This is a genomic window from Bradyrhizobium sp. NBAIM03 (assembly GCF_020194055.1).
Taxonomy (GTDB): Bacteria; Pseudomonadota; Alphaproteobacteria; order Rhizobiales; family Xanthobacteraceae; genus Bradyrhizobium; species Bradyrhizobium yuanmingense.
This window is the reverse complement of the sequence record NZ_JADYVS010000009.1, coordinates 267,722-290,281: the sequence shown is the minus strand read 5'-3', so window position 1 is coordinate 290,281 and position 22,560 is coordinate 267,722. Positions and strand designations below refer to the sequence as shown.

21 protein-coding genes are annotated in these 22,560 nt (G+C 64.9%); 10 read left to right on the top strand and 11 right to left on the bottom strand.

The window, feature by feature from the left end:
• Positions 1-235: 235 nt before the first annotated feature.
• Positions 236-574, top strand: coding sequence for a membrane protein insertion efficiency factor YidD (yidD, locus tag I6F21_RS16860; protein ID WP_036010511.1), 339 nt, complete (start codon positions 236-238; stop codon positions 572-574).
• An 89-nt stretch (positions 575-663) separates the two neighbouring features.
• Complete coding sequence (locus I6F21_RS16855) at positions 664-870, top strand: hypothetical protein (protein ID WP_036044035.1); 207 nt, start codon at positions 664-666, stop codon at positions 868-870.
• Here the strand turns inward: I6F21_RS16855 and I6F21_RS16850 are convergent, their stop codons facing one another.
• Entirely contained in the window at positions 871-2,085 is a 1,215-nt protein-coding gene (locus I6F21_RS16850; RefSeq protein WP_225139838.1) for a hypothetical protein, read from the bottom strand.
• Between the two features lie 2 nt (positions 2,086-2,087).
• Positions 2,088-3,455: an amino acid permease gene (locus tag I6F21_RS16845; RefSeq protein ID WP_225139837.1), complete on the bottom strand. Its 1,368-nt coding sequence runs from the start codon at positions 3,453-3,455 to the stop codon at positions 2,088-2,090.
• A 360-nt stretch (positions 3,456-3,815) separates the two neighbouring features.
• On the opposite strand from I6F21_RS16845, the gene I6F21_RS16840 reads away from it, so the two are divergent.
• On the top strand, positions 3,816-5,135 hold the full coding sequence (locus I6F21_RS16840) for an alpha/beta hydrolase (protein ID WP_225139836.1): 1,320 nt from the start codon (positions 3,816-3,818) through the stop codon (positions 5,133-5,135).
• Positions 5,136-5,156: 21 nt separating this feature from the next.
• Here the strand turns inward: I6F21_RS16840 and I6F21_RS16835 are convergent, their stop codons facing one another.
• Together I6F21_RS16835 and I6F21_RS16830 are read right to left on the bottom strand one after the other, a co-directional pair.
• On the bottom strand, positions 5,157-5,522 hold the full coding sequence (locus I6F21_RS16835) for a hypothetical protein (RefSeq protein ID WP_225183344.1): 366 nt from the start codon (positions 5,520-5,522) through the stop codon (positions 5,157-5,159).
• Positions 5,523-5,611: 89 nt separating this feature from the next.
• The gene (locus I6F21_RS16830; protein ID WP_074448151.1) at positions 5,612-6,787 is read right to left on the bottom strand and encodes an MFS transporter; all 1,176 of its coding nucleotides are present in this window, start codon (positions 6,785-6,787) and stop codon (positions 5,612-5,614) included.
• Between the two features lie 187 nt (positions 6,788-6,974).
• Here I6F21_RS16830 and thrS point away from each other — a divergent pair, with 187 nt between their 5' ends.
• The 3 genes from thrS to I6F21_RS16815 all read left to right on the top strand — a co-directional run bounded on the left by thrS (position 6,975) and on the right by I6F21_RS16815 (position 11,006).
• Positions 6,975-9,017 (top strand): threonine--tRNA ligase, encoded by a 2,043-nt coding sequence (thrS, locus tag I6F21_RS16825; protein WP_225139834.1) that lies wholly within the window; start codon positions 6,975-6,977, stop codon positions 9,015-9,017.
• Between the two features lie 92 nt (positions 9,018-9,109).
• Positions 9,110-9,673, top strand: a complete 564-nt coding sequence (locus I6F21_RS16820; protein WP_036010490.1) for a nitroreductase — start codon at positions 9,110-9,112, stop codon at positions 9,671-9,673.
• Positions 9,674-9,737: 64 nt separating this feature from the next.
• Complete coding sequence (locus I6F21_RS16815) at positions 9,738-11,006, top strand: serine hydrolase domain-containing protein (protein ID WP_225139833.1); 1,269 nt, start codon at positions 9,738-9,740, stop codon at positions 11,004-11,006.
• Here the strand turns inward: I6F21_RS16815 and I6F21_RS16810 are convergent.
• From I6F21_RS16810 to I6F21_RS16800, 3 genes are all read right to left on the bottom strand, one after another.
• Positions 10,992-13,454 (bottom strand): EAL domain-containing protein, encoded by a 2,463-nt coding sequence (locus tag I6F21_RS16810; protein ID WP_225139832.1) that lies wholly within the window; start codon positions 13,452-13,454, stop codon positions 10,992-10,994. The two genes, I6F21_RS16815 and I6F21_RS16810, sit on opposite strands and share 15 nt — an antisense overlap.
• A 980-nt stretch (positions 13,455-14,434) precedes the next feature.
• Positions 14,435-14,674 carry a hypothetical protein gene (locus I6F21_RS16805; protein WP_225115011.1) on the bottom strand — a complete coding sequence of 80 codons (240 nt, stop codon included), beginning with the start codon at positions 14,672-14,674 and terminating at the stop codon, positions 14,435-14,437.
• Between the two features lie 317 nt (positions 14,675-14,991).
• Positions 14,992-16,065 carry a hypothetical protein gene (locus tag I6F21_RS16800; protein ID WP_036029640.1) on the bottom strand — a complete coding sequence of 358 codons (1,074 nt, stop codon included), beginning with the start codon at positions 16,063-16,065 and terminating at the stop codon, positions 14,992-14,994.
• Positions 16,066-16,312: 247 nt separating this feature from the next.
• Here I6F21_RS16800 and I6F21_RS16795 point away from each other — a divergent pair, with 247 nt between their 5' ends.
• Positions 16,313-17,386: a patatin-like phospholipase family protein gene (locus tag I6F21_RS16795; protein WP_036015237.1), complete on the top strand. Its 1,074-nt coding sequence runs from the start codon at positions 16,313-16,315 to the stop codon at positions 17,384-17,386.
• On the opposite strand, the gene I6F21_RS16790 is transcribed toward I6F21_RS16795, so the two are convergent.
• Both I6F21_RS16790 and I6F21_RS16785 read right to left on the bottom strand, forming a co-directional pair.
• A complete protein-coding gene (locus I6F21_RS16790) occupies positions 17,387-17,815 on the bottom strand; it encodes a CBS domain-containing protein (protein ID WP_036015240.1) in 429 nt (142 codons plus the stop codon).
• A gap of 188 nt (positions 17,816-18,003) precedes the next feature.
• Positions 18,004-18,822, bottom strand: coding sequence for a rhomboid family intramembrane serine protease (locus I6F21_RS16785; protein WP_036015285.1), 819 nt, complete (start codon positions 18,820-18,822; stop codon positions 18,004-18,006).
• 449 nt (positions 18,823-19,271) lie between these two features.
• Between I6F21_RS16785 and I6F21_RS16780 the strand changes: the two genes are divergently transcribed.
• The 3 genes from I6F21_RS16780 to I6F21_RS16770 all read left to right on the top strand — a co-directional run bounded on the left by I6F21_RS16780 (position 19,272) and on the right by I6F21_RS16770 (position 21,681).
• Positions 19,272-19,826: a PAS domain-containing protein gene (locus I6F21_RS16780; RefSeq protein WP_036029643.1), complete on the top strand. Its 555-nt coding sequence runs from the start codon at positions 19,272-19,274 to the stop codon at positions 19,824-19,826.
• A 135-nt stretch (positions 19,827-19,961) separates the two neighbouring features.
• Entirely contained in the window at positions 19,962-21,095 is a 1,134-nt protein-coding gene (locus I6F21_RS16775; protein ID WP_036015286.1) for a DJ-1/PfpI family protein, read from the top strand.
• A gap of 79 nt (positions 21,096-21,174) precedes the next feature.
• Positions 21,175-21,681: a GNAT family N-acetyltransferase gene (locus tag I6F21_RS16770; RefSeq protein WP_036015246.1), complete on the top strand. Its 507-nt coding sequence runs from the start codon at positions 21,175-21,177 to the stop codon at positions 21,679-21,681.
• Positions 21,682-21,726: 45 nt separating this feature from the next.
• Here I6F21_RS16770 and I6F21_RS16765 read toward each other — a convergent pair whose 3' ends face one another.
• A complete protein-coding gene (locus I6F21_RS16765; protein ID WP_225115087.1) occupies positions 21,727-21,954 on the bottom strand; it encodes a hypothetical protein in 228 nt (75 codons plus the stop codon).
• A gap of 115 nt (positions 21,955-22,069) precedes the next feature.
• A complete protein-coding gene (locus I6F21_RS16760) occupies positions 22,070-22,555 on the bottom strand; it encodes a phasin (protein WP_225124845.1) in 486 nt (161 codons plus the stop codon).
• Positions 22,556-22,560: the final 5 nt, after the last annotated feature.

Below are 22,560 nucleotides of genomic sequence, written 5' to 3'. Positions count from 1 at the left end.
CCAAAGCCCCAAGGTCCCCAAACAATCCCCGGTGGCGCTACCTGAGTCCATCATACAGGCGTATGTTTCTACACACGGCCGTCATAAAAATGGTATCCGGGCGAATACAGATCGTCCACAGATACTTGCTGCAGTGCTCCCAAAAAACACGCAAAATATGGCGTGGAAACAACAACTTATGGTTCCCTGCACCGGAACCGGGCAAAGCTTCGCTCAACATCGCAGCACAACGCACATGAAGCATTCAGCCTGCCAGCGCTGTTCCAGTTCCGTCGATGGTGTGCTCCGGCTGCCGCGCAGATTCGGCCGTGCACTGATCTGGCTGTATCGCCACACGCTGTCACCTCTGGTCGGTTACAATTGCCGGCACCTGCCGACCTGCTCCGTCTATGGCGATGAGGCAATCGAACGGTTCGGGCTGTGGGCCGGCGGCTGGATGACGCTCGCGCGCCTGCTCCGTTGCCATCCCTTCGGCACGTCCGGCATCGACAACGTGCCTCTCACGGCGCCCAAAGGCGCACGCTGGTATCTCCCCTGGCGCTATGGCCGCTGGCGCGGAGTTAACGCGTCCTGACCTGCGGTGCTCTGAACAGCGCCGCCCTGACCGGAACCTTAGACTTTCCGCCCGCGTTGTCTTGATGCTCCCCACGGGAGGAAACAACAATGCGCTGGAAAATCAGCCCGCATTTTCACGTCAAGCCCGGTCCGAATCTCGATCACAGGGCACACGATCCAAGAACCATCGACCTGCTCGCCATCATCGCTTTGCTTGCGCTCGTCCTCGGCTCAGGCTGGTATCTTGAGAGGAGCCTTGCAACACAGCCGAGCACGACGACGTTCATCGTGCCGAGCCAGAGCGTGCATTGGTAGTCACCGGAACCAGTAGAACCGTCCCTGTGACGGAGGGATCGACTCCGGCGGTCGTAGCCGCTTCGGGCGCGGCGGCTTTGGCGCCGGCTCGGCGGCCGAAGTGGTCTCTGCAGCCGGTGCGGTCTCGCTGCCCGGCACCTTCACCGCCAGCAGCAAATTCGATTCACGCATGCGCCAGCGATAGCCGACGCCGAAATCGATTGGCTGGGCGCGCGTGAACAGCTCGGCGTAGCGCTCCTGGTAGCGGCCGGGGAATTCGTCGATGGGGCCGAGATAGCGGCCGAACGGGAAGAACCGCCATTGCCGCGCATTGTAGTTCGCAAGCGGAATGCCGGAATCGTCCTGGATGATGGTGGCGCTGTTGGCGAGCAACCAGTCGCGTGCGACGGTGAAATTGCCGGAGTGCAACAAGTAGGACGCACTCTTGAGCAGGCTGTTGCCGGGCCCGAGCGTCTCGCAGAATTTCAGGAAGCCCGCGGCACGTGCGCCGGAATTGGAGAGGTCGGTTGCGAAATAATACAGCGTACGCGCTTCCCCGTCGCTGCCGGCAAAGCTGATGCGGACGCCGCGCGTCGCGTTCCGTCCGGGATTGTCGCCGCCGACATGTAGCCCGCCCTTGTCGTCGAGCGCGATCATCTCGACGTTGCGGATGGTCTTGCCGGAGCGGGCGAGGAAGACATAGAGGATCGGCAAGGTGCCGTTGACCTGGTTGGCGCTCAGGTCGACCTTCATCTGCTTGGTGATGAAGAACGAGAAGCTCAGGATCGAGCCGAGCGAGCGTTCGACGTTGTAGAGCGCAGCGCCGACCGAACCACGCGGCAGCCGCGTCAAATCGGGCACCGCACCGACCGGCTCCAGCGCGCCGAGCACGTAGGTGCTGGCTTTGGGATAGAAGGTGTTGGCGTAGAGGAAATCGGGGCCGCTGAACAAATAGAACATGGTCGGTCGGGGCGCGGCCAGATTGAGGTCGGCCCAGCTGCGGATCTTCGAGAGCTGACGCTGCTCGAGCTGAGCGAAGGCGCCGTCGAAGAATTTGGCGTGACGCTGCCAGGCCGGGTCCCTGGTGAGCGGCACCAGCGGCGAGTCCGCCGAAGGCTGCATGCCCGCAAGGAAGCGCGCCGTGTCATCGAAGGTGACGTCTGCGGCACGCGCGGACGAGACGGCCGCAGCCAGGAGGACGAAAGCAACGGCCGCAATTCTCAGGGGGCGGAGCATGTCTATTCGCGATGCGGTGATGCGGCAGCGACGACGGGCCGCCTGCGGAAAACAGCGTAAATCAAAAGGCCGGAGAGCATGACGAGCATTCCCGACAGCGACTGAAGCGGCCGCTCCGTCAGAAGGTAGTACATCATGAACGCGGTCACGAGCAGAAACACGAGCGGCGTGAACGGGTATCCCCAGGCGCGATAGGGCCGCGGCAGATCGGGATCGGTGATACGCAGCTTGATGACGCCTGCGACCGTGAAGAACGAGCAGAACAACAGCGCGAACTGGATGAAATCGAGCACCGCCTCGAAGCTGCGCGTGAACAACAGAAGATTGGCGATGGCCAGTTGGAACAGGATGGCATAGGCCGGCGCGCCGCTCACGGACCGCTTGGAGAAAACGCGCAAGGCGGGAATGTCCTCCCCCATCGTCATCATCACGCGCGGGCCGATCCACATCATCGCGCTGATCGAAGAGATCAGACCGAAGCAAATCATGGCGCCGACGATCCGACCGCCGAGGGTGCCGAAGATCGCCGTGCCGGCGACACTGGCGACGTCGAGCTGGCCGGCGAGCGCGCTGACCGGCGCCGAATGGAGAAATACCGCGTTCAGCGCGACATACAGCACGAGCACGATCAGCGTGCCCGCGAGCAGCGCGCGCGGCAGGTTCCGTTGCGGCGTCTTCATCTCGCCGATGATGTAGGTGGTGGCATTCCAGCCCGAGAACGAATACATCACGAAGACGAGCCCGATGGCGAACGGCGCGCTGACGATGTGAGCGATATCGCCGGGCTGCGGCGTGAAGCTGATCGGCTGCGGCACGGCGATGACGAAGCCGGCGACCAGGAAGCCGACGATCAGCACGACCTTGAGGACGGTCGAGATCAACTGGAACGTGGATGAGTGCCTGACGCCGGTCAGTTGCACCAGCGAAACCAGCCACACCACGCCGATGGCGAGCGGAATCGCCGGCAGATCGGGTACGACCGACTTGGCATATTCCCCGAACGCCATCGCGGCGAGCGCGACCGGCGCCGCGAAGCCGACCGTGGCCGACACCCAGCCGGCGAGGAAGCCGAAGGCCGGGTGATAGGCACGGCCGAGGAAATTGTACTCGCCGCTCGAGCGCGGAAACATCGCGCCCAACTCGCTGTACGCGAACACACCGCACAGCGCGACGACGCCGCCGACCGTCCAGAGCAGCAGGATCGAGAAGCCGGACGGGATGTCCTTGACTTGGAAGCCGAGGCTGGTGAAGACGCCGACCCCGATCATGTCGGCGACGACGATGGCGGTGGCGACCGGAACGGAGACCCCGGCCCCCCTCCCGGTCAGCCGGTCCGTCCAGGGCGGGGTACCCGCATCTGATGCCGTCATCGGGGTCCTTAACCTCAGGCGCTTCGCCTAATGGGCCGATCGTGCACTTTGGCCCAGTCAATTCAAGCAGGGTTAACAAGGGTTAAATGAGGCAACGGAGGTAGGTACCTGACCACCGCCTAGGCGCTTCTTTGGACGATGTCTCTGGATGCACCCGGGATTGTCCGTTCCGCTCCCCCACAATCAGGACACGATTGCATGGTCCTTTCGAGCGTTCCGGATGTGGGGAAGTTTCTCCGGACGCTTAACGTCGCCTAAACGCCAGTCGGCTCAATTGTTTCAAGTTTGCCGATGGACGTGTGACTTGGACGTGTGACCTGGGACGTAAGACTTGGGTCGTGACTTTGGGGTCATGGGTGGATGGCCGGGGCCGCTCCTAAACTGAGAGCTGATGATCGTGCCGATCGGACAATGTCCGGTCGGCATGATCGTGCGCTCCGGGCCGCTCTAATCTCAGTCATGGTGCCGTTGTCGCTGACGCTGGTTCAATGCGGCAAGGCGCCGGATCCGGCGGCGCTGGCGGCGAACTCCCAGGCGAATGTCCAGGTGGTCGCCAAGACCAATTCGCAGAGCTCGAACGCGCGCCTGGCAAGCGGCGACACGTTCGAGGACCGCTTCCCTGCCCCGCAGTTTAGGGAGCGCTTTCCCTCGGCGAGTGAGAGCTTCCTGCAGCGGCAGATGTCGGACTTCTCGCCCAAGCGCGCCGTGCAGTCTCAGCCGGAGCAGGCGTCCTACAAGGTGGCCTCGCTCGAGCCGCAAGTGCCGTACAAGCGCCCCGCCCGCGAGGATCTGACGACACTCGTCAGCATGAAGTCGTCGGCCTTTCCCTATTTCGGCAACAACCCCGCCTCCGACGCGCCCTTCCTCAACATCTCCAAGGGCGACCGCCGCGGCCACCGCAGCTATTCCGGCCGCGTCTACTGGCAGGACGAGACCTACAGCGACAGCCGCGTGCTGGTGCACGTGCCCGAGCATTTCGACCTGCGCAAGCCGGGCGTGATCGTGGTGTTCTTCCACGGCAATGGCGCAACGCTCGAGCGAGACGTCCGCGACCGGCAGATGGTGCCGAAACAGGTCACCGATTCCGGCGCCAATGCGATCCTGCTCGCGCCGCAGATGGCGGTCGACGCCGCCGATTCCAGCGCCGGAAAATTCTGGCAGCCGGGCGGCTTCAAGCGCTTCATGGCGGAATCGGCCGACCATCTTGCGCGCCTCACCGGCGATCCCAACAGCGCGCGCGCCTTCGCCAACATGCCGATCGTGATCGTCGGCTATAGCGGCGGCTTCCTGCCGACGGCCTGGAGCCTCGAGGTCGGCGGCATCAGCGACCGCGTGCGCGGCGTGGTGCTGCTCGATGCCGTCTATGGCGAGATGGACAAATTCGCGTCCTGGATCGAGAGCCACCGTTCCGGCTTCTTCGTCAGCGCCTACACCCGCCACACCGCGCGGCGCGACCGCGAGCTGATGAGCATGCTCGGCCAGAAGGGCATCAGCGTCGCCGAGGACATGGACGGGCCGCTACGACCCGGCAGCGTGGTATTCGTGGAGACCGGCGAGGGCATCACCCATCGCGACTATGTCACCCGCGCTTGGACGCGCGATCCGCTCAAGGACGTGCTGGTGAAGATGGCGGCGACGCCGTCGCTCGCGCTGACGCGCGTCGCCTCCACAAATCCCTAGCCGGGATATCAGTTCCCAATATCAGTTCCTGGGCAGCTTCGGAATGCTCTCGGCAAAGCCGTTGAAGCAGGCCAGCCGCTCGTCCTCTTCCTTGAAGAAGCGGCAGTCGGCATAGCCCTTGGCCTTGGCCGGCTTCGGCTTCGGCGCCGGCGGGATCACCGCGTCGTAGCAGTTGAGGCGATCCTTGGTGCCGTCGTCGATTTCGAGGCAGGTCTGGAGGCGGACCGCGATCGATTGCGGCTTGCCCTTTGGAGCGGCGACAGCCTCGTTGGCGCCTTTCGGCTTGACCTGCACCAGCGGCTTGTCCCCCACCATGGGTGGCTTCTCGGTCTGCGCAAATGCGGAGGCTGAATAGAGCACCGCGGCAACCGCCAGAATCATCCTCATCTCAGTCAACTCTCTTTGATCCCCACGCCGGCCTTCTACCGCTCCCGCGCGAGGTTTGCCAAGCGCCTTGCGCGCACGACCTGCTGCGTTCAGGCGGTGGCGGCAGCCGCCCGCCTGGGCCGGGTCACGACCACCAGGATCAGTGCCAGCACGACGAAACCGACCGCGACGAAGCCGAGCGTGTGCAGGAGCTCGCGGGCGAACAGCAAGCCGCCGACCGCGGAGCCGACCGCCTGGCCGATATAGAGGACGGATGTGTTGAGGGCGACGGTGGCCGACGCCAGCGGCGGCGCAGCCGCGACCAGCCGCACCTGCTGCATCGAGTTGGTCGAGGCGAAGCCAAGGCCCCAGATCGTCACCGCGCCCGCCATCATGACGAGCGAGCCGGCGCCTAGGGCCCACCCGCTCATCCCGGCAAGCAGCAGGCAGGTGAACAGCAACGAGGTGCGATAGGGCCCCGCAGTGTCGACGATGCGGGTGGCGACGACGACGCCGAGGAAGCCGCAGATCCCGTACAGCGCGAAGACCAAGCCGATCGCATCGGGACCGGCGCCAGTGAGCTTGTTGAGCAGCGGGCCCATATAGGTGAACACGACGAACTGCCCCGACATTTGCAGCATCGTGATCGCGAGCAGCAGCAGGATCGTCCTGCTTCGGCCGACGGCGGCCCATGTCTTCAGATCGACCGGTGCGCCCTGCAGGCCCGCCGGCAGACGCAGCAGCAACAGCAGCAAGCTGACGCAGCTGAGCGCGCCGACCCCGCCATAAGCCGCGCGCCAGCCGTAGCGGCTGGCGATAAAGGTGATGAGCGGCAGGCCGACGGCGGCTGCGAGCGACCAGCCGAGGAAGAGGTACGCAATGGTGCTGCCGCGCCGTTCCGCCGGCACGATCAGCGCAGCCGTGCCGGCGGCCTGCGGCGTATAGAGCGAGCCGACTGCGAGCATCGCGAGCCGAATGATCAGCAGGCTGGTGTAATCGGGCGCAAGCGCGGAGGCGAGATTGCCGAGTGCGAGCACCGCCAGCGTCGTGGCGAGCAGGATCCGCCGTTCGATGCGGCTGGTCAGCCACGCCGTCAGCGGCGAGCCGACGCACAGCGTCACCGCGCCGAAGGTGATCAGGAGCCCGGCCGCGTGGATGCTGATCCCGAGCCCCGCCGACAATTCCGGCAGCATGCCCGCCGGTGCCAACACCGAGCAGCCGGTCACGAGATTGCCGAGCATCAGGGCGGTTGGCGCGAAACGGCCGGCGGCTGGGGCGCTTTTCATGCAAACGCATGTAGCGGCGGCCTGCGACCGGTTAAAGGGTACAACGTGAAATAGTTGCTGGCTCCGCCCCGGGTTTTGCGCGCCACTTTCTTGGAAATGCCGGATTGCGCAGGCCGAATCGCCTGATATATCGCTCGTTCCCGCTTACCTGCGCTCGTTCGCAGGAGTGAGCCCCAGGAGAAAAGCAATGTCCGACCAGCCCAAATCCGAGTCCGGCTTCCAGTACAGCCTCTCCAATTTGAAGCCCGTGACCCCCGCCGCCAAAGTCACCCTCACCTTCCCCGACGGCGCCAAGCGCCAGTTCGACAAGGGCATCACCGGCCTCGATATCGCCAAGGGCATCTCGCCGTCGCTGGCCAAGCGCACGGTCGCCATGGCGCTCGACGGCACGCTTGCCGATCTCAACGATCCGATCGAGGCCGACGCTGGAATCGAGCTCGTCAATCGCGATGACCCGCGCGCGCTCGAATTGATCCGGCACGACTGCGCACACGTGCTGGCGGAAGCGGTGCAGACGCTGTGGCCGGGAACCCAGGTCACGATCGGCCCCGTGATCGAGAACGGCTTCTATTACGACTTCTTCCGCAACGAGCCGTTCACGCCGGAAGACTTTGCCGCGATCGAGAAGAAGATGCGCGAGATCATCGCGCGCGACAAGCCTTTCACCAAGGAAGTCTGGGACCGCGAAAAGACCAAGCAGGTGTTCCGCGACAAGGGCGAGGCCTTCAAGGTCGAGCTGGTCGACGCCATTCCCGGCACCGAGCCGATCAAGATCTACTACCAGGGCGACTGGTTCGACCTGTGTCGCGGTCCGCACATGACCTCGACCGGCAAGGTCGGAGGCGCCTTCAAGCTGATGAAGGTGGCCGGCGCTTATTGGCGCGGCGATTCCAACAACCCGATGCTGACGCGCATTTACGGCACAGCCTTCGCCAAGCAGGAGGACCTCGACGCCTACCTGAAGCAGATCGAGGAGGCCGAGAAGCGCGACCATCGCAAGCTCGGGCGCGAGCTCGACCTCTTCCACTTCCAGGAGGAAGGTCCGGGCGTCGTGTTCTGGCATCCGAAAGGCTGGACCATCTTCCAGCAGCTGATCGCTTATATGCGCCGGCGCCTCTCCGGCGACTACAACGAGGTCAACGCGCCGCAGATCCTCGACAAGGTGCTGTGGGAGACCTCGGGCCATTGGGGCTGGTATCGCGAGAACATGTTCGCGGCGCAATCGGCCGGCGACGAGGCCGAGGACAAGCGCTGGTTTGCGCTCAAGCCGATGAACTGCCCTGGCCACGTCCAGATCTTCAAGCACGGCCTGAAGAGCTACCGCGACCTGCCCTTGCGCCTCGCCGAGTTCGGCGTGGTGCACCGCTACGAGCCCTCCGGCGCCATGCACGGCCTGATGCGCGTGCGCGGCTTCACCCAGGACGACGCGCACATCTTCTGCACCGAGGATCAGCTCGCCGAGGAGTGCCTGAAGATCAACGATTTGATCCTGTCGACCTATGCCGATTTCGGCTTCACCGGCGACCTCACGGTGAAGCTCTCGACCCGGCCGGAGAAACGCGTCGGCACCGATGCGATGTGGGATCACGCCGAGCGCGTAATGGCGACGGTGCTGCGCGAGATCCAGTCGCAGAACAATCACATCAAGACCGAGATCAATCCGGGCGAAGGCGCGTTCTATGGGCCGAAGTTCGAATACGTTCTGCGCGATGCCATCGGTCGCGACTGGCAGTGCGGCACCACGCAGGTCGACTTCAACCTGCCGGAGCGGTTCGGCGCCTTCTACATCGACCATGACGGCGGCAAGAAACCGCCGGTGATGGTGCACCGCGCGATCTGCGGCTCGATGGAGCGCTATATCGGCATCCTGATCGAGCACTATGCCGGCAACTTCCCGCTCTGGCTCTCGCCGGTGCAGGCGGTTGTCACCACCATCACCTCGGAAGGCGACGAATACGCCAAGGTGGTGCTGGAGCAGGCGCGGCGCGCCGGGCTTCGGGCCGAGATCGACCTGCGCAACGAAAAGATCAACTACAAGGTCCGCGAGCACTCGCTGGCCAAGATCCCGGCCCTGCTTGTGGTCGGCAAAAAAGAGGCTGAGACGCATTCGGTCTCGGTCCGCCGGCTCGGCAGCGACGGCCAGAAGGTGATGACCACGGCCGAGGCGATCGCCGCCCTGGTCGACGAGGCGACGCCGCCGGATGTGAAGCGAATGCGCGGCGCCGCTTGATCCTGAAATCGATCTAAATTCGCTTCCGGTTGCGGGCGTGCATGCTTATCTCGGCATGGCACGCCCGCCGACCATTTGAAGAGGATATCGCAGTGCCCGATGCCATCGAACTCCTGAAGACCCGCCGCTCGGTCAAGCCGCGCGAGATGACGGGGCCCGGCCCGTCGGCGGCCGAGCTCGAGACCATCCTCACCATCGGGGCGCGCGTGCCGGATCACGGCAAGCTCGCGCCGTGGCGCTTCATCATCTTCGAGGGCGAGGCCCGGCTACGTGCCGGCGAGGTGATCGCGCGGGTCTTCGCCAGGAAGAATCCGGGCGCGCCGGCGGCCGACGTCGAGACCGAGCGCAAGCGCCTAATGGACGCACCGCTGGTGATCGGCATCGTCAGCTTCACCAAGCCGCATCCGAAGGTGCCGGCGTTCGAGCAGGAATTGTCGGCGGGCGCCAGCGCCATGAACATCGTCACCGCCGCCACCGCACTCGGCTACGGCGCCTGCTGGCTGACCGGCTGGTTCTCTTTCGACCGCGACGTGCTCGACGGCCTCGGCCTCAAGCCGGATGAGAAGCTCGCCGGCTTCATTCATATCGGCACGCCGACCAAGCCGAACGAAGACCGTCCGCGCCCGTCACTTTCGGACATCGTGACGCGATTTTAATCGATGTTGTGTTGACGCATCGAGCCTCTTGCGGCTTTGATCCCGCCGAGGGAGGAAGGTGCGGATGAGACGCCGTGAATTTCTGGTCGGGGCCGCGATGCTCGCCGGCACGATGGCGCGAAGCCGGGCCGCGGACATCCCCGCCCCCTCGCCCGACGGCCTCGACCGCATCACGGCATTCTTCGACAACGAGGTGGCAAGCGGCCGCCTGCCGGGCGCGGTGATCCTGGTTCAGCAACACGGCAAGCCGGTCTATCTGAAGTGCTTCGGCGTGCGCGACACCAGGAGCGGCGTCGCGATGACGCCGGACACGATCTTTGCCATCCACTCCATGACCAAGCCGATCACGTGCCTTGGCGCGATGATGCTGATCGACGACGGCAAGCTTGCGCTGACCGACCCCGTGTCGAAATACGTCCCGCTGTTCGCCGAGACCAAGGTGGGCCGCGAGGTGACCCTACCAGGCGGCACGGTCGAGCTGGACCTCGACCCACCGGACCGCCCCGTCAACATCGAGGATCTGCTGCGGCATACTTCGGGCATCAGCTACGATTACATCGGCAGCGAATGGGTCGAGCACGCCTACAAGATGGCCAACATTTTCGCGGGCCATTTCGACAACAGGGAATTCGCCGATCGCATCGCCAAGCTGCCGCTGGCGCGGCAGCCCGGAACGCTGTGGCGCTACGGCCATTCCACCGACGTGCTCGGCAGCGTCATCGAGATCATCTCGGGCCAGACGCTGTACGACTTCCTGAAAGCCCGCATCTTCGATCCGCTCGGCATGAACAGCACCAAATTTACGCTCGCGACCGAGGACGAGCTGGCGCGGATGGCGCGGCCGCTGCCGAGCGACTCAATCCTGCTCGCCGGCGAGCGCGACCGCCTGGACCATCCAGAATGGCAGTCGGGCGGCGGCGGCCTGCTCTCGACCATCACCGACTATCAGCGCTTCTCGCAGATGCTGCTCAACGGCGGCGAGCTCGAGGGCAGGCGCTATCTCAGCCCCGCCGCGTTCAAGGCCATGACGACCGATCAGATCGGGCCGGGCTCCGGCGTCGGACGCGACTATTTCTATTTTCCAGGCGACGGCTTCGGCTACGGCTACGGCCTTGCGGTGCGCACCGATCCCGGCAATGCAAAACCGCCGCCGCCGGGCTCGCTCGGCGAATTGAAATGGGACTCGGGGAGCGGCACCTATTTCGGCGTCGATCCCAAGCTCGACATGGTCTACGTCATGATGCAGCAGACCCAGAACGAGCGCGGCCGCATCACCCCCGCGTTCAAGGCGCTGGTCTACGATTGCTATCCGCCCGCGTTACGCCGCCCGTGAGGTGCGCTGGCCGAAATCGGCGAGGAGCTTTCCGAGCTCGGCCGCCGGCCGCGCGGCGCTGAACAGAAATCCCTGCACCTCGTTGCAGCCTTCGGCGCGCAGCCAGTCGAGCTGATCCTCGGTCTCCACGCCCTCCGCGGTCGTGGTGATGTTGAGGCTGCGCCCCAAACCCGAGATCGCGCGCACGATCGCACCGCAGTCGGGCCGCTCAGCCAGATCCTTGACGAAGGAGCGGTCGATCTTGATCTTGTCGAACGGAAAGCTGCGGAGATAGCTCAGGCTGGAATAGCCGGTGCCGAAATCGTCCATGGAAATGCCGACGCCGAGCTCGCGCAACTGGTGCAAGGTGGCGACATTGGCGTCGGTCTCGGCCAGGAAAATCGACTCAGTGATCTCGAGCTCGAGCCGCTTCGGCGACAGGCCGGACTGCGCTAGGGCCGAGATCACGACCTGGACCAGGTTGCGGCTGCGGAATTGTGCCGGCGACAGGTTGACGGCGACCTTGACGTCGACGGGCCATTTCACCGCCTCGGTGCAGGCTTCGCGCAGCACCCATTCGCCGAGCTGGGTGATCAGGCCGATGTCTTCGGCGACGGGTATGAACTCCGCGGGCGAGATCATGCCCTTATCCGGATGACGCCAGCGCAGCAGCGACTCGAAGCCGGAGATGCGGTCGGAGGCGATCGACACCAGCGGTTGATAGTGCAGCTCGAACTCGCCGTTGGCGAATGCCCGGCGCAGATCCAGCTCCATGTCGCGGCGCCTCTGCGCCTGGAGGTCCATCTCACGCTCGAAGAAGTGGTGCACGCCGCCGCCGTCGGCCTTGGCCCGGTACAGCGCCATGTCGGCATTGCGCATCAACTCTTCCGGCGTGGTGCCATCGCCCGGCGACAGCGCGATGCCGACGCTGGCGCCGATCACCATCTCTTGTCCGTCGACGTCGTAAGGCGCCTTGAGCATGTCGATCAGCAGGGAGGCACAGGCGCTGGCCTCGTTCGGCGAGACGTCGGCAGCCAAGATGACGGCGAACTCATCGCCGCCGAGCCGCGCGGCGAGATTGGTGCCGCGGACCGCTATGGTCAGGCGCTCGGCGACCTGCTTCAACAGGCGATCGCCCACCGGATGACCGAAGGAATCGTTGATGTTCTTGAACAGGTCGAGGTCGATGTAGAGCACGCCGACCCGTTTTCCCGCGGCCTGGTCCAGCGCCTGCTTCAGGCGCTCCTGGAAGTGCTCGCGGTTCGGCAGGTCGGTGAGCCCGTCATGATGCGCCATATAGGCGATGCGCGCTTCGGCCTTGCGCCGTTCGGTGATGTCGACCACCGCCACCAGATAGCCGTCGCGCTCGTCGAAGGCGACGCGACGGCCGAAGGTGAGCACCTCGATCTCGCTGCCGTCGGCGCGCAAGTGTCGCCAATTGCGCGAGGAGTGGTAGGCGTCGCCGAGGCGCTCCAGCGCCGCGGCGTGGCTGTCCCACTCGTCCTCCGGCCATATCTCGTGCAGCTTCATGCGCAGGAAGGTCGCGCGGCTGTAGCCGTAATGCTGGACCGCGGCGTCGTTGACGCTGAGGAACTCCTTGGTCTCTGCGTCGAACACCCACATCGGCATTGGATTGTTGTCGAACAGGAGGCGGAACGAAGCATCGCGCCGCTTCAGGACAGTGACATCGGAGATGGTCAGCGAGACCACGTCGGCAAAGGCCGTGGCGCTGAGCCTGAGGTAGCGCCCCTCGCTCTCCAGCTCGAGCTGCTCGCAGCGGCTGCCCGCAACGGCCTTGAGCAGGAATTCCATCACCTCGGGCAAAGCCAGCAGCGTGCCGCCCTCACCGATCCGCCGCCACAACAGGCTTGCGCCTGCAACCTTCAGCAGCTCACCCGCGCTCTTGTTGTGGTGCACGACCTGAAAGTCGAACGGCTTGCCGGCGGCATCGCGCAGCGTCGCCAGGGAGACCACGGCGTCGTCGGTCGCGGAAAAGATGGCGTCGAGGAGATTGTATTGCGCGCCGCGCTCGTTGACATAGGCGCCGATCAGCGTCGCGCCCCAGCGCGAGGACGTCGGCAGCGCCAGCACGTCGTAGGTCCTGACCATGCCGTCGCGCACGCAATGCGCGCTCGCCCGGTGCGGCCGTCCGGCCGCCAGCGCGCTCGCCGCCGCTTCCGACAGCGCCGTGGCGCAATCGGGCGACAGCTCGGCTAGGGGAATGTCCCAGCGCTCCTCGCCGAGCCATTTCTGCACGTAGCGTCCGCTGCGCGACAGTTCGAGCACGCCATCGTTCTTTAAGAGCGCGATGTGGTCGGCGAGCCGTCCGAGACTGCCGAGCATGACGTCCTCGTAACGCGGCAACCGCTCGCCCGGCTTCAACGCCGCACGCCATTTGCGCTGAAGCACCGGGATGTCGTCGAACATTTCGGCGGCCGGTTTTCCCGGCATCTTCTTCGCGGCAGTCATTGCAGTCCCCAACGCACTTTCCCGCCGCATCCAATGCAGGCGCGCTTAACGACGTGTAAAAAGCGCGCAGGCGCGGGTTCCATTCAGCGATTATGACAGTTTTAAGTCAGGTGTTGGTTAGTGGGCGTTAGAGACTGTGACGGTTGCGCGAAGCTGCTCTCGTGTCCCGGACGTGACGCGTAAGCGGTGCGGCGCAGAGCCGGGGCACGAGAGCGGAGCTTTGGCGCGCACCTGCCTCAACACCGTCATTGCGAGCGCAGCGAAGCAATCCAGAATCTTCCGCGGATGCATTCCTGGATTGCTTCGCTGTGCTCGCAATGACGGAGCAAGTTGCGACACCGCGTCTCTCCAATTCGCGTGACTCGCAGGCACGCTGCCGCATCCTCGCGGCGCATTTCGCCCGAGCTTTGCTTCTCGCTCACCCTCATAATTGAAAGAGGGCGCAGGGAAGACCGGGTGCCGGCCGGGCACCCACGGTCCACTGTGCGAAAGGTGGCAACGAAGAATTTGCACAGCGGCATACAGGTGAAGCCAAACATCCGGCCTTCCCTGCGCAGTGGCTTTACGGCTTATGTCGTGCTCTCCCCGGGGAGCGATGCACTATTGCCCCCGTCGCCTTGCGGATGGCTGACGCGCATCGCCCGGTCGGGCAACCACATCACCGCAAGACTTGGCGCACAGACCCCGGGCGCCAGGACCACACGATTTTGCCGTACGCCGATGACACTGGTCGTATGCGCGAGGTCTTTGCTCACGGCTCTCCGCCCTGCAAACCCTTTCGCGCCAACGCCATCAGCGTCCACCGCCCCCCGGCCCGCGTTCGTGACGATCGCGATACGCCCCTCTTCCTTGGGCCGGGTTGCGCGAGACATACGCGATTTCCGAATTTCGGTAAAGCGGAATATTTAGGGCCGCGTGCGTTGACCTAGCGCTCGCGTGTTTTGCCCGTCGGGCAACGCAAGGGATGGTGGCCTACCCCGCTAATCCTCGCTGGAGGCCGCCGAGCGGTTGCGCAAATAGGCCTGGGACAGCAGGAAGAACAACGCGCGTTCGCCCTGATATTTGGCGGACGGGCGCGTGCGCTCGAAGCCGTCGGCAAATATCTTGCCGGACTGGTCGCACACCTGCCACCGCCAGCCGAACCGCTTGCGCCTGGTGAGGATCACTTCGAACATGTCGACAAGCCTGGTCCCCTGCTCCATGCCGGTCCTGCAAGGCATGAGCCTGCTCCGGCTTCCCCCGTTGGACGGACGCCAGACATATAGCGCAGCAGGATGGAAAGAGAATAAAATTGATTATCGGAAATACGTACCGTCCACGATCGTAAGCAAGACGCGCTGCTGCTGGAATAAGCCGATGCCGCCGGTGTTTGCTGGCCCCTGCACGTAATGATGACGCTACCAGTGTTCACAACAGAACACAGAGAGGGGTCCGAGGTTACCTGGCAGAAACCCACTGACGGTGACGGTAACAGAAGATGCACATCCGTGCGCGCGATGAGAATCGTCGTGCCGGAGCCTCTCGCCGCCGGCTGCCCTTAGCGCGCGATGACCTCGACTTCGCCGTCGACGCCGTTGACGACGTTGAATCCGCGCTCGTAGACCTTGCCCTCGTTCTTGGCGATGGCGCGGTACTCGCCTTCGGACAGCACGACGCGCGGGAACGCGCCGATCGATTCCTTGATGACGTCGCCGCCGGGGGTCAGCACCGACCAGGCGGTGTTGGCGAGCGCCTCGCCGCCCCTGTCGCTGACCAGCTTGAGCGTGATGACGGCGGCGCGGTGGGTGATGGTGACGTCGGTGAGCTTGCCGGCCTGGACGCGGATGTCCGAGCGCACCACCGAATTGGCATCGCCGTAGTTGGAGACGATGTAATAGGTGCCCTCCGGGATCAGCACGACGTCGCCGGCGGCGACGTTCGGCACCAGGGAAGCGCGCTCGCCGGATTCGAACTGGCTGCCCTTGTAGATCGCGAATGAGATCTGGTTCTGCGGAATGCGGCTGGTGCCGACGCGGCCCTCGATGCGCAGGCCGCCGGCCGGCAGCACGAAGGATTCGCGATTGGTCTCGGACTTCAGGCTGACGGTGCGCACCGCGCTGACGAGGCCGAAGGCGACGTGGACGACATAATTGCCGGGCGGCAGCACGATGTTCGGCGTCCCGCTGCGGTCCTCGCGGATCAGCTTGAAGGTGCCGTTCTCGTCGGGCCGGTCGGCAAACACGCGCCAGACCAGGCCGCTGGTGATCGGGGCCGAGTCCTTGCCGTACTTCGCCGTCAGCGACAGCACGCCCTGTCCGGGCACGGCCGCATTCAGCGGGGCGGCGGGCGGCACGGTCGAGACAGCGGGCGGTGGCATGCTCGGGGTCGCCGGCTGCATCAGGGTCGGCGGCAGGCTTGGCGGTCCCGCGCCCAGCCCGGAGGGCGGCGCCAGGCTGACAGCGTTGCCTGGGTCGGGCACCGAGGCCGGCGGTACCGGCGGCGGACGATCCGAGAAAAGCTGCGCCTGGGCGGCATTTCGGCCGGAAGTAAAGAGGCATGCGGCAAGGACGAGCGCCGGCAGCAGCCTGCTGCTGCGCCGCCATCCGCTGATGCCGTCACCCCCGCGTGTCATGGTCCCTGCTTTTCACCGAAAACGCGGCAAATTCAAGCCTCTGAAACCCCAGGGAATACGGCCCTGGACCTTCGGTGGAACCGGCTTGACGGTTGCGTGATTAGCCCCGTGGCAACCGGCCCTCGCCATATTCCTGCCCCGTGCCCTTTCCAAAGCGGCATAAACCATGCTTCGCGCCTGATATGGCGGAGCGCAAGTGCGATGCCTAGTCTGACGATGCGGGCTGGCCCGGCGTAGGAGAGTTTCGGTGCTGGACAGATTGAAAGGCCGGGGCGCGAACGGCTCGAACGGCGAGAAAGTGGGCGAAAAAGTCGGCGAAAAAGTTGGCCTGGGCAGCATCCGCCGGCCGGTGATCGGCCTTGCCCTCGGCGGCGGCGCGGCGCGCGGCTTTGCCCATATCGGAATCCTGAGGACCCTGATTGCCAATGGAATCGTGCCCGATGTCGTGGTCGGCACGTCAATCGGCGCCGTGGTCGGCGGCCTCCACGCGGCCGGCCGGCTCGATACGTTCGAGGAATGGGGGCGCAGCCTGCAAGGGATGCGCAACATTCTCGGCTATCTCGATATCCGTCTCAACGGCTCCGGCCTGCTCGGTGGCGAGAAGCTCGCGACCCGGCTCGAGGAGGCGATCGGGCAGATCCTGATCGAGGACCTGCCCATCAAGTTCGCGAGCGTCGCGACCGAGGTTCGCACCGGCCACGAGATCTGGCTGACGCGCGGCCGCGTGGTCGATGCCATGCGCGCCTCATACGCCCTGCCCGGCATCTTCGCGCCCGTGCTGATCGGCGACCGCTGGCTGGTCGACGGCGCGCTGGTGAACCCGGTGCCGGTCTCGGCCGCCCGCGCGCTCGGCGCCGAAATCGTCATCGCCGCAAATCTTTCCAGCGACATCTTCACCCATTCCACCACGATCTATTCGCACGGCGCAGTGCCCGCCCCGGTCGTACCGGTGGCCGAGGAGCCGACGGCGAAGCGGCGCTTCCCGCGCCTGTTCTCGCCCGAGAAGACGATGAAGCGCGAGTTCTTCGGCGGTAACGGCCGGCCCGGCATCTCCTCGGTGATGGTGGACGCCTTCAACATCATGCAGGACCGCATCACCCGCGCCCGTCTCGCCGGCGATCCGCCCGACATGCTGATCACGCCGCGGGTCGGTCAGTTCGGCTGGTTCGACTTCCACCGCTCCGAAGACCTGATCGCACATGGCACGCGCGCTGCGGAGCGTGCACTGGAGTCCATCCAGGAGGCGATCCACGTGCTGGCGCCGGCGCCCGCGGGCATCGCGCCGAAAGCGGACGAGCCGAAAGCGGGAGACTTGGCCTGATCAGGCAGTCTTGATGTAGTCGCGCAGGGCTTCCTGCTCGCTCTCGTATTCCTGGACGCGGCGCTTGACGATGTCGCCGATCGAGATCAGGCCGACCACCTTGCCGTTGTCGATCACGGGCAGATGACGGAACTTGCCGGTCGTCATCATCTCCATGAGCTCGGCGACGGTGTCGGTCTCCTTGCAGGTCACGACCTTACGGGTCATCACCTCCGAGACCGGCGCCTCCAGCACGCCGGCGCCGCGCTCGCCGAGCACGCGCACAATGTCGCGCTCCGACAGGATGCCCTCGAGCCGGCTCTGGCTCATCACCAGCACCGCGCCGATCTTCTTCTCGCCGAGCAGCTTGATCGCGTCCGCCAGCTTGGCATCGGGCTCGACGCTCATGATCTGGTGGCCCTTGGTGTTCAGAATGGAACGTACCGTCATCGTCGCCTCCCTGAATCCGAGCCGTCCGCCTTTGGCGGTTCGGACTTGTTCGCGAGTCTTCAACTAACAGTTACAGCGCCGGTTTCACGCTCGTGCGCTTTGCGAAGCATCGTCGCTAAGGACGTGTCGCTTCGGAACATTCTTCGCGGGAATGATGGATGAATTCGGGCCGCGTCGCAAGCGCCGCTTCAGATACGGTCTGAAACGTCCCGTGATGACGCATCCGCAGCATCGCTTCGCACGCGCGGCACGGGATCGAACAGCGCGAACAACAACAGGCCGGCGAAGAAGCCGCCGATATGCGCCTGCCAGGCCACGCTCGTGGTTTCCGCATCGACCCCGATCGCGCCCACGCCGAATATGATGTTGATGCCGAACCAGACGGCGAGGAAGCCGACCACCCGCCCGTCGCGGAGCGCGCGGGACAGCGGCAGCGCCGGAACTTTCGCGGCGGTATCGGCATCCGATCGGCTGAACGACAGGAAGCTGCCGCGGACGAAGGCAAAGCGGATTGCGGCTGCCATCGCGCCCGACACCGAGGCCGAGGCGCCGATCATCGGCGCCACCGCATGCTCATGGGTGATGAGATGGGCGAGCGCGCCGGCCGCCGCCGTCACGGCCAGGAAGACGAAGAACCTGACGGTGCCGAAACGCCGCGCCAACGCGCTGCCGAACGGCAAGAGCCACAGCACGTTGAAGCCGAGATGGGTGAGATTGGCGTGCAGCAGCGAATAGGTGACGAAGGTCCAGACCTTCGCCCCCGCCCCGCCCGGGATCTGCAGATTGAGCAGCGAGGAATCGTAGCGCTTTGGGATGAAGCCGAAGACGTCGATGGTCCAGTTCTCGAGCTCGGGCGGTAGCAGCACGTGCAGATGGATCACCGCCAGCAGCAGGATATAGGCGGTCAGCGCCGGAGGCAGCGTCAGGATCGGCTCGCGCGGAGCCTCCACGACGGCCGGCGGGCCCGGCTCAGGACCTTGCGGCGACGAATCTTGCGGGGAATCCAAGGCAGCTTCGCTTTCGGGCGACATCGGGGCGACAGACTTGGAGATAGGCGCCTTTGCCGTCCCTGCGCAAGTGCACAAAAGGAAAAGGCAGGGCCGAAGCCCTGCCTGTCCGTGTCGGTCTTCCGGTGGCCGGAGAGACAAGGCGTATCCCCACCCCTCCCCGCGGCCCGTGACCAAACTGTTTGACGCCCTGTACAGGCCCCGCCGAGAACCTGGAGAAAAGCGGCGAGGCTTGCGACCGCGGTCACCATAGCAGGCGCGCGGCCGGCACGAAGCGCATAGTTAATTTAACGTTAACGACGTAAAGGCCGGCCCAAGAAGCCTGAAAACGCGCCGGCGGCATGGACGCTGCAAATCCCCTCCTGCACAACAACAGAAGGGATCGCGGGTGCACTGAAGCGGGACAAGTCTGTCCCTTCGAGGTTGCACCCCGGGGCGAGCGTTCAGTCATGAAACATCCGTCGAGCCGCGCGTTCTTCGCGTATTGGGACAAGAAGCGCGGCACTGCACGGGCTCCTGACCGGGCCGACATCGACCCGGCCGCGGTCCGCGGCCTGCTCGGCGACATCTTCGTGTTGTCCTGCGAGCCGAACCTCGGCTTCCCGTTCCGCGTCGCCGGCACGCGCGTCTGCGCGCTCGCAGGAACCGACCTCAAGGACCGCAGCTTTGCGGCGCTGTTCACAGAAGCAAGCCGCAGCGAGATCGAGGAGATCACGACGATCGTCGCCGACGAGACGCTGGGCGCGATCGCCGGCGTCACCGCCGCGCGCGAGGACGGCAGCAAGGCGCATCTGGAGCTCCTGCTGCTGCCCTTCAACGCCCGCCCGCATACGCCGGTCAGCGTCACCGGCGTGCTCGCGCCGTTCGACGACGAATGCGGCACGTTGTCCGCCTTCACCCTCACTTCCTGGCGCTACCTGCACCAGCCGGAGAAACTCCTGCCGCGCGCCATCCGCAAATTGCAGATCGCGCGCGGGCTGATGGTGTATGAGGGGCTGCGATAGAGCCCCTGCAGACGTGCGGCGATCCTGCGATGGATCGTCGCGCAGCGTGACCGTTTTTGCCGGATTTGCGTCATTCCTGACGTCGATGCGACCGGATAGCTTCCGCGCCGCGTGAGACGAGCGGGTGACATCATGATGAGCTGGCGCAATCTGGCGTGGACTGCCCTCGGCGGCATGACATTGCTGGCAGGGATCGGCGCGACCTGGCTGCTCCTGCTGCCAGCCGCGCCAGCCTCGGGAACCGCGCCTGCGATTTCCAGAGACGAAACCGAATCGACCCTGGCGGCGCTGAAACCGCCGAAACGCAAGCGACCCTTGATCGCCATCGTCGGCATCAACGACATGAGCGAGACCACCGATTACCTGATGCCCTACGGCATTCTCGCCCGCGCCGACATTGCCGACGTCCTCACCTTGTCGACGCAGCCAGGGCCCGTCACGCTCTATCCCGCCCTCAAGGTGCAGCCGCATGCGACCATCGCCGAGTTCGATGCCGCGCACCCCGATGGCGCCGACTACGTCATCGTGCCGGCGATGAGCCGCGACGACGACGCAACGGTCTTGCACTGGATCAGGAGCCAAGCCGGCAAGGGCGCGATTGTGATCGGCGTGTGCGTCGGTGCCACGGTTGTTGCCAACACCGGGCTGCTCGACGGCAAGCGGGCCACGACGCATTGGTATTCCGTGGGCGATCTGAAGAAGCATTCGACGATCCGCTACGCGGCGGACCGCAGGCTGGTCGTCGACCAGGGCGTCGCGACGACCACTGGCATCACCGCATCCATGCCGATGGCCCTCACCTTGATCGAGGCGATCGCCGGCCGCGCCAAGGCCGAGGCGGTCGCCGGCGACATCGGCCTTGCGCGATGGGACGCACGCCACCGCAGCGACGCGTTCAGCTTCACACGCCCCTTCGCGCTGACGGCGATCGCAAACACGCTCGCATTCTGGAAGCGCGAGCAACTCGGCATCGCGTTGACGCCTGATGTCGACGAGGTCTCGCTCGCCCTGATCGCCGATGCGTGGTCGCGCACCTACCGCTCGCGCGCCCTCACCTTCGCCGCCACGGCAGAGGCGCGGACCAGCCGCAGCGGTCTTCGCATCCTGCCGGACCGCATTGCCGGGAGCTGGCCGGCGGAGCAGGCTGTGCCGGATTCCGGCGCCTCGCCGCCGGCGCGGGCGCTGGACGAAACGCTGCGCGCGATCGAGACGCGCTATGGAGCACGCACGGCCGACTTCGTGGCGATGCAGCTGGAATATCCGCGATAACGACCGCCAGGATCTTTCCCGCTGCGCGCAGCGCCGCGGCGGAATAGATTGTAAGGACACCACGGAACGACGGATCGACATGAGCAAGCCGCATTGGCGTCCCGCGCGCGCCTCCGACCTTCCTGCGATAAGCGCGATTGCGGCACGCATCCATCCGGCGTTGCCCGAACGCGAAGAGGTGCTGGCGGAGAAGATCAGGCTTTGCCCGGAGGGCTGCGGCGTGCTCGATACGGACCAGGGCATCATCGGCTACGGACTGGCACATCCCTGGATGCGGTACCGAATTCCGCCGCTCGACGGCTTTCTGCAAGCATTGCCCGATCGCGCCGACTGTCTCTACATCCACGACGTCGCCGTATTGCCGGAGTTCCGCGGCGGCGGCGTGCGCGCTTATGTCGGTGATATCGAGAAGCTGGCGCGTGCATCACGCATCAGAACGCTCGCGCTGGTCTCGGTCTACGGCACGCCGCCGTTATGGGAACGCGTCGGCTTTCGGACCGTGACGGCGGACGCCGAGTTGCACGCAAAGCTCGCATCCTACGGCGACGGCGCGACCTACATGCTGCGCGACCTCGCCGCGACGTAATGCCCGTCCCCGGGCAAATTGATCGGATTGCTTCGCAGGACGCCGTCAGGCTGCTTCTTCACGCCGCCCCCGCGCGGAACGACTGCCTACCCCCGGACTTCCCGTTTCGTAGACCCAGGCCTCCTTGGCAAACCACTCGTGCGTTGCCGCACACATCTCGCAATAGGTGCGAGAGAAGAACACTGCACTGCACCGAAATCGTTCGCGGTCCATCTCGATGCCGGTCGAAATGGCTCGGCCCGTTTCCGGGCACTTGATCATCACCATACCCATCTGATTTCCTCCAGCTCGGCATCCCTTCACGGAAGGGCGTCGCCGCCATCAGCCGGACGGCGTCTCTTCTGGCGAAGACGCTCGTCCGCCGATTCACGCGGCCGATAGCCTCGATTCAAGCTGCCCTGTGCAGAACCCGGTTGAAGCTCTTCTTGATCGGCTCGGCCGTCTCGGTCGCAACCTTCTGAGCAAGGTCCCAAAGCTCCCGGTTATGCCCGGAAGCCATTTCAAAGGTCCTGCGGCTGTGGGTGGTGGAGAGGTTCACGACATCCGCAAACGACCTCGCATCGGCCAGTTGGGACAGGAATTCCAGGGTGGAGCTGGTATTGATTTTCGATATTTCGATGACCTTGGTGCCGTAGTCGGCGGCACGCGTGGCATTGGTCGCACAGACTTCGCGGAAAGCGTCGGTGATCTCCTCGGAAGCCGCCTTCATCTGCTCGAGATTTGCCTTGGCCCGCGCGGCGCCCTGCTCGGCAAGATCACCGAAGATCTCCTGGATATTGAAAAACGGCACGTCGAACTTGAGCCTTGCACCACCATTCCCACCCGCGGGAGTGGCATTCGTCTCGGCTTTCACATTGGCATCATGCATCGTCATTCCAT